We start from the raw sequence: 12,432 nt of genomic DNA on the forward strand, positions 1-12,432 counted from the left end.
AACGGGAACCATCGCTCTTCGGGACAAATTGGCGCGGGCGCTAAAAGACGGCCATGCCAGTGATATGGACCATGTAATGGCCGACGAGCGCGATATTGTGCAAGATATCGACCGGTTGAGAGACGCTGCGGTGCTTATCGCGATCACCGACCGGCCGGAACCCGGCGTAATCCTTGTCCAGCGCCCTGACTATATGCGCAATCATCCGGGGCAAATTGCCTTCCCCGGTGGAAAAATCGATCCGGGCGATGAAGACGCGGTGGCCGCAGCGCTGCGCGAGGCAAACGAAGAGGTCGCGCTTGACCCCGCCCATGTCGATGTGATCGGACCGACCGACCGCTATCATTCGGGAAGCGGTTTTAACATCCAGCCGATATTGGCGGTTATCCCGCCCGATCTGCCGCTGGTCGCTTGCCCTGAAGAAGTTCGTGAGTGGTTTGAAGTTCCGCTCGATTTCGTGATGAACCCTGAAAACGCCACCGCGCATGTCGGTGAGTGGCGGGGGATACGGCGTGAGTATTACGAAATGCCTTGGCAGGGCCGCCGGATCTGGGGCATTACCGCCGGGATTTTGGTCAATCTTTCGACCCGTTTGCGGTGGGGATCATGAAGCTTCCGGCAGCCGACTGGCAGAAACGGCGAGGGCTTTCTGCGCTGCTAGATGCGCTCGGTGGCCAAAATCAAAATGAAGGGCCACGCTATGTCGGCGGCGCGGTGCGCGATACTTTGCTGGGGCTGGAGGTAAAAGATATCGATATCGCGACGCCGCTGCTGCCGGGTGACGTGATGGAGCGTTTGAAAACTGCGGATATCAAAGTCATCCCGACCGGCATAGACCATGGCACCGTCACCGCTGTTCTGCCCGATGGGCCGGTGGAGATCACCACCTTGCGGCGCGACGTGTCGACTGATGGGCGGCGCGCGACGGTCGCGTTTAGCGATGACTGGCAGGAAGATGCGGCGCGGCGGGATTTTACCATCAACGCGCTATTTGCTGATCCGGACACGCTGGAGATTTTTGATTATTTCGATGGGCTGGATGATCTGAAAAAACACCGCATCCGCTTTATCGGGTCGGCCAAAGACCGGATTGCCGAAGATCACCTGCGGATCATGCGCTATTTCCGGTTTCTGGCAAGATTTGGTCAGCATGAGGTGGACCATCATACATTCGAGGCCTGCCGGACGGCGGCGCGGGAGTTGTCCAAACTATCGCGCGAACGCATTGCTGATGAATTGCTGAAACTGCTCGCTGCTGCTGATCCGGTCTATGCGGTACAAGAGATGATCGCGGCGGATGTATTTGTGCATATAGTTGACGAGATTGATGCAGATGCTGTGCAAGTGTTGGCCGTGCTGATGTTGCGCGAAAAGGAGCATTGGATTGCGCCCGATCAAATCCGGCGGCTGGTGGCGCTGTTACCGAAAGATGCTGAAAAGGCCGATACGATTGCGAAGAGCCTGCGGATGTCGAAGAAACTGCAGAAGGCGGTTACGGCGCGATTATCCACCAACGTCATTCCCGCTTCCATTTCTGTCATTCCCGCGCAGGCGGGAACCCAGTCCAAAAAAGACTCTTCTTCTCAACTGGATCCCCGCCTGCGCGGGGATGACGAAAATGCGGGCGATGCACCTACCCCGGAAACCATCCGCGCCCTCGCCTATTACACCACCCCCGAAGCCGCCCGCGACCGGGCGCTGCTATTCGGCGCGGAAGAGGATATCGCGGCGATGCTCGCCAAACTAAAAGACTGGCAGCCCCCCACCTTCCCCCTCAGCGGCGGCGATTTAATTGCTATGGGTATGGAGCCGGGGCCGATTGTCGCCAAGAAGTTGGCGCAATTGGAACAAGTTTGGGTTAAGGAGAGGTTTCCGGATGACGATAGGGTGCGGGAGTTGGCGAGAGAAGCCTTACCCCTTCTCCCTTGAGGGAGAAGGATACGGAGCCTTGTGAGCGCGGCGAGCTAGGCGCAGTTGGATGAGGGTGGTCTGCGGTTGACGGTGCGCAAAATATTCCGGTCTGGTGCGCCCTCATCCAGCTACGACTAACGAACAAGTTCGTAAGTCTGCACATCCTTCTCCCTCAAGGGAGAAGGGGGAACAAAAACCCCTCCCCTGAAGGTGGGGCTTAAGAAATTATCCAAGCCCAAAATACTCGGCAATTTTCCGGGCGCACTCGTTGGGCGAAAAGGCACTAGTATCAATTTCAAGATCATAATCCACTCCGGCATGGACACGATCATATTGCCATCGGGCAAGCCCGATTTGCCGATCTCCGCGACTCTTTTCTCGCTGTTCCAGTATTTCAAGCGGAGCAAACAGACCCACAAATTGTATCTCGGCATCGCTCATCACCTTGCGATAATGCTGCTGATTCGTGGCACCCAGCATCACATCATCGACGATCTGATTATTGCCTTCGCTTGCCAAAGCCGCGACTGCACTGCGCATACCGCGCAACGCATTTAGCATGTTTTTCCCCATTTCGATTGTGACGCTGGGTTTGCCATCGATCTGAACGGTCTCAAAATCAATCCCGTCGGGATGCCCAAACATGGATGTCGGCAGCATTTCAAGAAACGCGTCAAATTTCACATGCATGAACGGATCTGATGTGATTGATTGGAGCGCTTTGATTGTAGAACTTTTGCCGACACTACTCGTTCCGTTTACAGTGATAACTTTGGCGCTCATTTCTATATCCTAATCAAACTTCCCGTTCTTAGGAAACCCCGTCGGCGGCAGTCTGCCAGCCGCGCCGCGCGCGACGCGCCACATGGTCATATCATTCTCGGTTCGGGTGCGGCCGGTGTCGCCGCCCATGGCCCAGCTCAACCCTTCTTCCAGTTTGAACACTGCCGCGTCGGATAGTCCGCCGTCCTTGTAGCGCTGCAGCATCACGCCCTGCCCCTTGGCCATTTCCGGCATTTCCGCGAGGGCAAACACTACCAATTTACGGTTCTCGCCTATCGCGGCGACATGATCGGCCTCTGCGGGAACGAGACGCACGACCATTAGCCGCGCATCGCCTTTCAGGTTTACGACCTGACGGCCCTTCTTGGTCTCGGCGACAACATCGGCGATATTGCAGATAAAACCGCGACCCCATGTTGAGGCGAGCAGCAGCTTGGCCTTCATGTCCGCAACCATCAGCGCCACCGGCTCCGCGCCATTTTCCAGATCAACCATCGATCCCACCGGCTCGCCAAAGCCGCGCGCGCCGGGTAACTTGTCCGCACCAATGGTGTAGAACCGCCCATTGTCGCAGCACATCAGCAGCTTGTCGGTGGTCTGCGCATGGAAGGCAAATTTCGGTCCATCACCTTCCTTGAATTTGAAGCTGTCGGGCGCGCTAAGGTCTGCATGGCCCTTCATCGCCTTGATCCAGCCACGCTGGGACATGATGACGGTGACCGGCTCTTTCTCGATAAACGCTTCGAGCGAAATTTCTTTCGCCGGGGCCGCTTCAATGAGCATCGTGCGCCGCGCACCAAGTTCGGTGTCCTCGGCGTAAAGTTTGCGCATTGCGGCCAGATCTTTTTTCAGCCGCGTCTTTTGCCGCGCCGGACTTTCGATCAGCTTTTCGAGGCCTTCGCGCTCTTCTTTCAACTTGTCGCGCTCGGACTTGAGCTCCATTTCCTCCAGCTTGCGCAAAGACCGCAGGCGCATATTCAAAATCGCCTCGGCCTGACGGTCGGTGAGCTTGAACTCTTCCATCAGCAGCGGCTTGGGCTCATCATTCTGGCGGATAATCTCGATCACGCGATCGAGATTAAGGTATGCGATGATATAGCCTTCGAGCAACTCCAGCCGTGCGTCGATTTTATCGAGCCGGTGCTGGGAGCGCCGGACCAGCACTTCGATCTGGTGGACAATCCAGTGCTGCAAAACCTCCTTGATGCCCATCACCTTGGGCACCCGATCCTTGTCGAGCACGTTCATATTGAGCGAGAAGCGATTTTCCAGATCGCTCATCCGGAATAGCGCGTTCATCAAATCTTCGGGATCAACCGCCCGGCTTTTGGGTTCCAGCACAATGCGGACATTTTCATCAGATTCATCACGAATGTCGGCGAGGATCGGCAATTTCTTGTCGGCGATAATCTGGGCAATCTGTTCGATCAGCTTGCCCTTTTGCACCTGATAGGGAATTTCGGTGACGACAATCTGCCACGCACCGCGCCCCTCGGCGTCTTCCTTCTCCCATTTGCAGCGCACGCGCATTGCGCCCTTGCCGCTCTCATAGGCGGCATCGATAACTTCTTTCGGATCGACCAATGTCCCGCCGGTTGGCAGATCAGGGCCGCGCACAATCTCCATAATTTCGGCATGTTCCGCCTTGGGCGATTCAATCAACAAAATCGCCGCATCGATAATCTCGTGGACATTATGGGACGGGATATTGGTCGCCATGCCAACGGCAATCCCGCTGGCTCCGTTTGCCAATAGATTGGGAAAGAGCCCTGGCATAACCTCGGGCTCTTCATCCTCGCCGTTATAGGTGGGCTTGAGGTCCGTTGCATTTTCGTCGAGCCCGCTCATCAGTTCAATCGCTGTGCGGGTCAGGCGCGCCTCCGTATAACGATAGGCCGCCGCATTATCGCCGTCGATATTGCCAAAATTTCCCTGCCCGTCGACCAGAGGGTAGCGCAGCGAAAATGTCTGTGCGAGGCGGACCATGGCGTCATAGACCGACTGGTCGCCATGCGGGTGATATTTACCGATAACATCGCCGACCACGCGGGCGCATTTCTTATAGCCTTGCGATGGATCCAGCTTGAGCAGCCGCATCGCCCAGAGCAAGCGACGGTGCACAGGTTTAAGGCCATCGCGCAGATCGGGCAGCGACCGTGCAGTGATTGTCGACATGGCGTAAATCAGATAGCGTTCGCTGAGCGCCGCATCGAAAGGCGCGTCCACTATCGCGTCAAATTCATCTTCGGGTTCTTCTGGCGGGGCTTCGGTTACATCACTCATGCGGGAAGCGATAGCAGGGTGGATTCAGCGATGGTAGTGGGAAAGTATCGGGAAGTGGCCTGTTAAACAATTCTGGACTCCATCAGATTGACGAAAGTGCATTACTGAACTACCACAGCAATACAATATTCAAGGAGTACGATAGTGGTCGAACTAATGGTCGCCTTGGGTCATTTGGGTGTCGTTGCGATACTCGGTGGCATTGGGGGAATATTATTTCGTAAGGACTTCCAATGGAAATGGTTTGTCGGCGCGCTGCTGCTCTACCTGTTCTATGATTTCCTGCTTACCGGCGGATTTTACTTTTTTCCAAACCCAATATCCAATTTAGACTGGAACTGGTTCGGCAAATTATTGTCAATCTCTGGGATGCTTGGCATTGCCGCTTGGCACGTTTTCGGTTTTGAACGGTCGGGCATAACGTTTCGGCAAAAGTCAGGATCCCGATCTGCGTATGCGGTGCTGTTTGCTCTTTGCGCTGTCTTGTCATATTTTGCGATAAGCGATGGTCAGGGTCCGAGTGACCCGGAAACAATCGCGTTCCAGTGGACGATGCCGGGTCTGGATGAAGAATTATTTTACCGCGGTGTTCTGCTTCTCGCGATGAACGAAGCCTTCCGTAAACGCTGGAATATTTTGGGTGCTTCGATAGGATATGGCGGCTTGCTGACGGCTATATTATTCGGATTGGCACATGCCATGTCATTTGAAAATGGTGGCTATGACTTCGACATGATGACCTTCGCCATAACGGGAATTCCGTCATTGATACTGTTATGGATCAGAGAAAAAACTGGCAGCATATTGCTCCCGATCATCGGGCATAATTTCGCCAATGGCATTTTCACAATTATCTGACGTTACTCCGGTTCACTAGCAGCTTCACTGCGATAATAGAGGAACGTGAACCACAGCGCCGAAGCGCCGAGCAAATGCCAGATCGCATGCCCCTGCAAAAGGCTTTCAGGCGCACAAACCTTGCCATGCTGATCGAGATTCCAGATACCAAAGGCAACCGCCTTGGCGATGATGCCATAGAAATAATAGCGTGTTTTCACCTGGAGGCGGAGCGGTCTCGCGAATGTAAGCTCCAGAATTATCGCGGCAATCAACACAACGCCGTAAAGCCAGCGGCGCACCTCGGGAAGCGCGATAAGCACGGCGACCAGTACCGCGCAGAGCAGCACATAATATAGTGCGGCGCGGCGATCCGTTATGCGGAGCCATTTCGCGAGAGCGCTGACCAGCAGGAATCCGCTCACCAGATACATGCCGAGCACATCAAAAAACTGACCCCATAATGTAAGCGTTCCGTGGAGCAGAACCGAGCCAATGCCGACCGTGATCGCGGATATCGCGAACACTTGCGCGGCGAGCGGTGGGAAGGCCGAAGCCCAATCGCGGGTTCGCGCCAGCGTGATCATCAGGAAACCGGCGAAGACATAGCCAAAGGCTGACCAGCTGTTGGACGGCTGAAGGATTAAATCACCAGTGCGCGGCAGTTCACAAAAGCAGCGTGTCGCGGTGCAGCTTGCCGGTGCGTAGAGTGACCAATCGGGGCCGAAAAGCATGAGCAAGCCGATGGTTATAGCCGCAGCGATCCCCGTTAGTGCGAGGGCAATCAATAGCTTATTGGAGAGGTTGGTCATGGCTTCAACCACTCCGACGGCAAATTCAAACCCTCGCGTTCGTTGTCCCAGATTATCCCCATGATCCACCACCTTCCATCCGGTTTGCCATCATCGCCCATCCCATCATTCCATAAATGGATCATATTCACACCGCGAAATTGAATCTCCGGATTGTCGGGCGTCTCGCGCGCTTCGTAAGCAGAATAGACATGAGCGATTTGACCAAATATTTCGACTTTGCGGCCAATCTCGATCTCGTAAAAGGATTTGCCTTCGAGCAACGGGATGGTGGCTTCGACAAACTCTTCATAGCTGAACGGGTAGGCGAATGGTTTGCCATCCTCTATCCGGGTACGGACCAGCACGCAGCGCGGATGATATATTTCACGATCCCGCTCCCAGTCCTGCCCGCCCGGCGGTCCTGATATGCAATCGTAAAGGGTCTTCAAAACTTCGTCGATGGTCGCATATTTTGTCATCAGCTTATCAATACCGTTCGTTCTGGGCTTGTCGACCCGAAGGGCAAGCCTGGCTTAACGACGGTATGCGTGAATCCGCCCTTCGAAAAGCTCAGGACGAACCAAAATCAAGAAAATTTCAAGCCGGAGCGAAAATAAATCCACCCGGTATCAGGCAGAAAACAGCGTCAAAACTCAATTCGTCGCTCATATAAAACGATTCATCGTTGACTGCGATATGTTATCTCATTACTTCTGAAATTCCCCCAACTAAGGAGAGGAAGCAAAATGCGTAAACTTGTAATAGCATTATCGGTCATGGCTTTGCCATTGGCGGCCTGTGGAACCGAAGAACCGGCTCCGCCTGAAGCCGATCCCATGCAGCAGGTAATTGAAGAACCTGCGATGCCGCCTGAAGACGGCGTAATCGAGGACAGCGCTGCTGATGAAGGTGCAGTTGCTGAAGAGGGTGCTACTGAAGCGGACAAGTCTTCAGAAGGTCAAACTACCGCCGAATAGACCCTGAACAGGAGCCGGGCGTTGTCGCACAATAGATGGCGCCCGGCGCTTTCACACTATATCCTCCCTCAACGAACGGAGCATATCTTCATGACCAGACATTTAATAATTACAGCGTCTTTGTTCGCCTTGGCAGCTTGCAGCAGTGGCAGCGAGAATTCAGTCGAATATGACATGGCGGAATCCGAGGTTATGGAAACGGCGGCGGTTCCGGCGGCGGACATTACTGCGGAACCGGCAATGCTAAACCAAAAACAAAGTGGCGATGCTGAAGAAAGTGCAAATTCCCCCAGCGAAATTCCGGTCTCCATTCCCCAGATCGCTTATAGCTATCAATATGGCTTTCGCCTGCCAGCCGCCGAAATCCCGAAAGCCCAGCAAGCGCATGTTACTCTCTGCGAGAAACGCGGTCCGAAAACCTGTCGCGTGCTCAATATGGAAAATAGCGGCGGTGAAGGCGATTATGCGAACGGCATGCTCCACCTCGAAGTAGCAGCCAAAGAAGCCCGAAATTTTGGCGGGCAACTGGCGACATCAATCGATGAATATGGCGGGAGTCAGATCGCCGCCTCAATCAGTGGCGAGGATCTGTCAAAGCTCATTGTCGATACCGAAGCGCGCCTGCGCAGCCGGGTTTTATTGTCCCAGAGACTGACCGAGTTACTCCGCACGAAAAACGGAACCGTTGCCGAACTGGTCGAGGCCGAACGCGCTGTCACTCAGGTCAACGAGGAAATTGACCAGGCACGCAGCTGGCTCAAGGAAATGCGCGGTCGCGTCGCATTCAGCAAAATTATCGTCAATTATCAGTCCGGCGCGCCCGGCTCTGGCGGGTTTTTGCGGCCAATTCGAGAGGCCTTTGGTGGCATAGCGTCCATGCTCGGCACATCCATCGCCGCCGTCGTCACTATCGCAGCGGCGCTGTTGCCCTGGATATTCATCCTCGCTCTCGGGATATATCTCCGCCGCCGGTTCAAAGCAAAAAACCGCTCGTTCTGGGGTCGTGAAATTGAAAGTTATGAAGAAGCCACTGCAACAGAGGATTGATTGCGCGCCACGAAGCTTTTGACTATAGCATATATTCGTTGCCCCGATTGGTCCGAGTCACAACGATTCGACTGTTCGGGGCATGATTTTTTGTCGCACCCTTTGCGAGTAGGAAAAGCCCATGTCCCGTCGTCGCCAAATTTATGAAGGCAAGGCCAAGATTCTCTATGAGGGCCCGGAGCCTGGCACGATCATCCAATATTTCAAGGATGACGCCACCGCGTTTAATGCGGAGAAAAAGGGTACGATCAACGGCAAAGGTGTGATCAATAACAAAATCAGCGAGCATATTTTCACGCGGCTTGAACTTATCGGCATCCCCAGCCATTTCATCCGCCGGCTGAATATGCGCGAGCAATTGGTGAAACAAGTCGAGATTGTGCCGATTGAAGTAATCGTGCGCAACGTCGCGGCAGGATCGCTGTCCAAACGATTGGGCATTGAGGAAGGTACGCCGCTGCCGCATACACTGCTGGAATATTGCTACAAGGATGATGCGCTTGGCGACCCGCTGGTTGCAGAAGAACATATCGCCTGTTTCGGCTGGGCCACGCAGGAAGAAATGCAGGATATTTCCGCTATGGCGATCCGCATAAATGACTTTATGGCTGGCATGTTTGCAGGAATCGGAATCAAGCTGATCGATTTTAAACTGGAATTCGGACGTCTGTTTGACGGAGATTTCTCGCGAATTATTTTGGCTGACGAAATCAGCCCCGACGGCTGCCGTCTGTGGGACATAGAAACCAACGAGAAGCTGGATAAAGACCGGTTCCGCCGCGATCTGGGCGGGGAAGCAGAAGCCTATCAGGAAGTCGCGCGGCGTTTGGGCCTGTTTCCCGAGGGCGGACCTAGCGAAGTCGCTGATCTGGATAGTGAACGAAAGAAGCGCGGAAAATAACCATATTTCTTCGACCAATGGTTAAGACCCGATAACCTACAGCAGGTTTCGGGGGCTGCTATTTTTGTTTAGGATGGTTTACGCGAATTTAACCATTAAAATATAGCACAGTCCTCATGTGGAACTCATGTGAGGTATTTTTCCGATGCGCGTTTTGATATTGTTAGCCAGCACAACCATGTTAGCAGCTTGCGGCGGCGCAGGCCCGCAATCAGCAGGCAGCGTTGCCGCTCCATCCGGTGCGACGACCGGCGGGGGTACCACCGGCAGCACAAGCACCCACACATTTGTCAAACCCACCGAACAAAAAGTTTATAAAGGTACTGGCAGCACACATAGTTACCAATATTCTGTCGAAGAGGCAGGAGAACCAGGTGCTGGGCAAGGTTCTCAACTCTATCAAGGGGATGCTACTACAGTCCGAAACTCCAATATCTCGATAGATTATAATCCGCGGGACGCTATTTTCGACGTTAGCTTCGTCAATAATCTCGCTGGCACAACCGCGACGAACCGATTTCAGGATCCTCTGCACAGGACCGATTTCGGAGGCGCAGTTGGACCGCAGTTTGGAACGCCTGATCTTGGAAATGCACAATGGAATGTCGCAGGCATAAACTATCTCGAATCGGGTAGCTCGGACAATGTTTTTCGTCCTATTCCCGGCGAATTTGTTTTTGGTCTGCGTGATCGGGAGTTGCCCGGTAGTTATGATGTCAGTACATTTTTCTATCAAACACCGGGTACGGAAACCCAGTATGTAACTTTCGCCGGTTATTTGCGCAATGTGGCGAACGTGATTAAGGTAGAAATTGTCAATGGTGGCGGCGCTACAACGGAATATCTGAAACAGACGAATAATTTTGAACGCGGCGCCTTCGCTTATGGCGAACTAACAGCAAATGATAAAGTGCCGACGACTGGTACGGGATCATTCGAGGGTACTACGCTTGCTTCTATGGTATTCAACGACCAGGTCGATACCAACGGCAACGCGGACACCTATTTTCAGTGGATCGTTGGCCGCGCAAATACGAGTGTTAACTTCGGCACCAATACCTTCTCACTGTCTCTTGATGGCAAAGTGGGTGCGCCACTGTTTGACGGCACCAGCCGCCAGCATAGCGTGCTCGAAAACGCAGTTTTCCGGGCGAATGGTAGCGGACAGATTGACCTTGTAAAAGCAGGCGGATTTTTCGGGCAGTTTAACGAGGCGTGGTTTGTTAATCCTGGCGGAAATCGCCTTGATCTGGTCATTGCAGGCTCAAGCATTGACGGCGCATTCTACGGTCCCAATGGTCAAGAGGTGGGAGGCGGATACCGCATCGTCGGTGGCACCCCAGACGAACGGATTGATATTTTAGGTACTTTTGTCGGCAAGAAAAAATAAGCGGATATAAGCGATGAACGGGAAGGCCCGTCTCCGACGATTGGAACTGATTTCCAGCAGTCTCATATTGACCTGCATGTCGGGCGCTGCTTTGGCTGACGCCGGATCTGCGAAAACCGGTTTTAGTGAATCAATCGCGCCGCCGGGGGTAGCCAAATGCGATGCCGCCGGCCAATGTCGTTTTCAGATTACACCGCAGCAATTGCTTGCCAGGGCAGAAGCTTTGGTACAGGAAAAAAACTATGCTGCCGCGTTACCAATGGTAGAGGCCTTGGGCCAAGTTCCTGAACTCAAGCTACAACAACAGTTTCTTGCCGGGTTTATAGCGGCAGAGACCGGCGATCTCAAAATCGCAATCAAGAAATTCCGTTCTATATTGGACGATAATCCGGGTCAGACCCGCGTGAGACTGGAACTGGCTCGCGCCTATTTACTCAGCGGCAAGGAAGCCAGCGCGGACTATCATTTCCGGCTTGCCCAAAATGACGAAGATTTGCCGGATGAAATAGCCCAAACCATCCGAAACACCCGCAGTATTTTACGCGATCAGAGGGTTTGGCGCTTCAGCTTCGATTTCGGCTTCGCCCCTGATACCAATATTAACGGCGCAACCAATGCGGAAGCCATCGACATTAATTTTGGTGCCATTCACCCGCTATTTGGCGACGCGAAGGGCGAGTTAACACTTGATGAGAATGCCCGACAGAAATCGGGCATTGGCCAGACTGCCGGGTTTTCTGGCGGTGTTCGGTTGAAAGCGACAGACAAAATCGCATTTCTGTTTGATGCTGACAGCAAGATCATAAATTATCAGGGCAAGGCTGCGGACGATATCGTCACACAGATTGCCGCAGGACCAGAGTTACGGGTGGCTCAGTACGCTAGCGTTTCGATACAGGCGGTCGGTTTGCAGCGCTGGTATGGCGGTAAACTGACAACGCGCGAATATGGAGCCAAAATCGGCATGCAATCGGCTTTGAATGAAGGCCAGCGAATCGGCGTCGAACTTGATGCCAGGCGCACCGAATCAAAACTGAGTGATTCATTTAGCGGATGGCAGCTGGGTGCAAATGCCACCTATGAGCAATTGATTGGAAAGTCGCTCATCGCTTCGGCCAGTTTGTTCGCAAGACGCGATCTACTGGAATCAAAAGGATATTCCAGCCTCAACTATGGTATCAATCTCGGAATTGGCGGTGAGCTGCCGTTCGGTCTTAACGCGGGCGTATCCGGGAGCATAAGCCGAGCCCAGTTTGATGAAGCCATAGCGCTATATTCACTGGATAAACGAAACGATTGGCGCAGCTATGGCCGAGCCTACATCGGAAGTCGCCAAATCAAATTTCTGGGTTTCTCACCTTCGGTGGATTACAATTATTCGCGCGTCGACAGCAATTATGAGCTCTATGAAATGAGTCGCCATCGGGTGAATTTCAGGCTTGCCAAATATTTTTGAAAAATGACGTCTCCCGACTGTTTCCGTGGCGTTTCACGGGTTCCGAAATCTAC

Annotated in this window: 12 protein-coding genes; 8 read left to right on the top strand and 4 right to left on the bottom strand. The window is 53.5% G+C overall.

Annotated features, from left to right (window positions below; genetic code table 11):
- Positions 1–10: 10 nt before the first annotated feature.
- Both HF685_RS08805 and HF685_RS08810 read left to right on the top strand, forming a co-directional pair.
- Positions 11–610: a CoA pyrophosphatase gene (locus HF685_RS08805; RefSeq protein ID WP_168821434.1), complete on the top strand. Its 600-nt coding sequence runs from the start codon at positions 11–13 to the stop codon at positions 608–610.
- Positions 607–1,929 (top strand): CCA tRNA nucleotidyltransferase, encoded by a 1,323-nt coding sequence (locus HF685_RS08810; RefSeq protein WP_168819363.1) that lies wholly within the window; start codon positions 607–609, stop codon positions 1,927–1,929. Before HF685_RS08805 ends, HF685_RS08810 begins: the two co-directional genes overlap by 4 nt.
- Before the next feature lie 207 nt (positions 1,930–2,136).
- Here HF685_RS08810 and HF685_RS08815 read toward each other — a convergent pair whose 3' ends face one another.
- Together HF685_RS08815 and parC are read right to left on the bottom strand one after the other, a co-directional pair.
- Entirely contained in the window at positions 2,137–2,694 is a 558-nt protein-coding gene (locus tag HF685_RS08815; protein ID WP_168819364.1) for a chloramphenicol phosphotransferase CPT family protein, read from the bottom strand.
- Between the two features lie 9 nt (positions 2,695–2,703).
- Entirely contained in the window at positions 2,704–4,977 is a 2,274-nt protein-coding gene (parC, locus tag HF685_RS08820; protein WP_168819365.1) for a DNA topoisomerase IV subunit A, read from the bottom strand.
- Between the two features lie 144 nt (positions 4,978–5,121).
- Here parC and HF685_RS08825 point away from each other — a divergent pair, with 144 nt between their 5' ends.
- A complete protein-coding gene (locus HF685_RS08825; RefSeq protein WP_168819366.1) occupies positions 5,122–5,835 on the top strand; it encodes a CPBP family intramembrane glutamic endopeptidase, BDIM_20840 family in 714 nt (237 codons plus the stop codon).
- Positions 5,836–5,837: 2 nt separating this feature from the next.
- On the opposite strand, the gene HF685_RS08830 is transcribed toward HF685_RS08825, so the two are convergent.
- The gene (locus tag HF685_RS08830; RefSeq protein ID WP_168819367.1) at positions 5,838–6,626 is read right to left on the bottom strand and encodes a ceramidase domain-containing protein; all 789 of its coding nucleotides are present in this window, start codon (positions 6,624–6,626) and stop codon (positions 5,838–5,840) included.
- Positions 6,623–7,087 (bottom strand): hypothetical protein, encoded by a 465-nt coding sequence (locus HF685_RS08835; RefSeq protein WP_168819368.1) that lies wholly within the window; start codon positions 7,085–7,087, stop codon positions 6,623–6,625. Before HF685_RS08835 ends, HF685_RS08830 begins: the two co-directional genes overlap by 4 nt.
- A 267-nt stretch (positions 7,088–7,354) precedes the next feature.
- Between HF685_RS08835 and HF685_RS08840 the strand changes: the two genes are divergently transcribed.
- From HF685_RS08840 to HF685_RS08860, 5 genes are all read left to right on the top strand, one after another.
- Positions 7,355–7,585, top strand: coding sequence for a hypothetical protein (locus HF685_RS08840; protein WP_168819369.1), 231 nt, complete (start codon positions 7,355–7,357; stop codon positions 7,583–7,585).
- A 90-nt stretch (positions 7,586–7,675) separates the two neighbouring features.
- Complete coding sequence (locus HF685_RS08845) at positions 7,676–8,632, top strand: DUF4349 domain-containing protein (RefSeq protein ID WP_168819371.1); 957 nt, start codon at positions 7,676–7,678, stop codon at positions 8,630–8,632.
- Between the two features lie 121 nt (positions 8,633–8,753).
- Positions 8,754–9,533, top strand: coding sequence for a phosphoribosylaminoimidazolesuccinocarboxamide synthase (purC, locus tag HF685_RS08850; protein ID WP_168819373.1), 780 nt, complete (start codon positions 8,754–8,756; stop codon positions 9,531–9,533).
- A gap of 178 nt (positions 9,534–9,711) precedes the next feature.
- Positions 9,712–10,923 (top strand): HupA family protein, encoded by a 1,212-nt coding sequence (locus HF685_RS08855; protein WP_168819375.1) that lies wholly within the window; start codon positions 9,712–9,714, stop codon positions 10,921–10,923.
- A 13-nt stretch (positions 10,924–10,936) separates the two neighbouring features.
- Positions 10,937–12,379, top strand: a complete 1,443-nt coding sequence (locus HF685_RS08860) for a surface lipoprotein assembly modifier (protein WP_168819376.1) — start codon at positions 10,937–10,939, stop codon at positions 12,377–12,379.
- Positions 12,380–12,432 lie beyond the last annotated feature (53 nt).

The organism is Parasphingorhabdus halotolerans (assembly GCF_012516475.1).
GTDB classification, from domain to species: domain Bacteria; phylum Pseudomonadota; class Alphaproteobacteria; order Sphingomonadales; family Sphingomonadaceae; genus Parasphingorhabdus; species Parasphingorhabdus halotolerans.

Excerpts from the sequence above, each read along its gene's own strand:
- HF685_RS08845 (WP_168819371.1), top strand. The coding sequence starts at position 7,676 with ATGACCAGACATTTAATAATTACAGCGTCTTTGTTCGCCTTGGCAGCT.
- HF685_RS08815 (WP_168819364.1), bottom strand. The coding sequence starts at position 2,694 with ATGAGCGCCAAAGTTATCACTGTAAACGGAACGAGTAGTGTCGGCAAA.
- parC (WP_168819365.1), bottom strand. The coding sequence starts at position 4,977 with ATGAGTGATGTAACCGAAGCCCCGCCAGAAGAACCCGAAGATGAATTT.
- HF685_RS08810 (WP_168819363.1), top strand. The coding sequence starts at position 607 with ATGAAGCTTCCGGCAGCCGACTGGCAGAAACGGCGAGGGCTTTCTGCG.
- HF685_RS08830 (WP_168819367.1), bottom strand. The coding sequence starts at position 6,626 with ATGACCAACCTCTCCAATAAGCTATTGATTGCCCTCGCACTAACGGGG.
- HF685_RS08840 (WP_168819369.1), top strand. The coding sequence starts at position 7,355 with ATGCGTAAACTTGTAATAGCATTATCGGTCATGGCTTTGCCATTGGCG.
- HF685_RS08835 (WP_168819368.1), bottom strand. The coding sequence starts at position 7,087 with ATGACAAAATATGCGACCATCGACGAAGTTTTGAAGACCCTTTACGAT.
- HF685_RS08855 (WP_168819375.1), top strand. The coding sequence starts at position 9,712 with ATGTTAGCAGCTTGCGGCGGCGCAGGCCCGCAATCAGCAGGCAGCGTT.
- HF685_RS08860 (WP_168819376.1), top strand. The coding sequence starts at position 10,937 with ATGAACGGGAAGGCCCGTCTCCGACGATTGGAACTGATTTCCAGCAGT.
- purC (WP_168819373.1), top strand. The coding sequence starts at position 8,754 with ATGTCCCGTCGTCGCCAAATTTATGAAGGCAAGGCCAAGATTCTCTAT.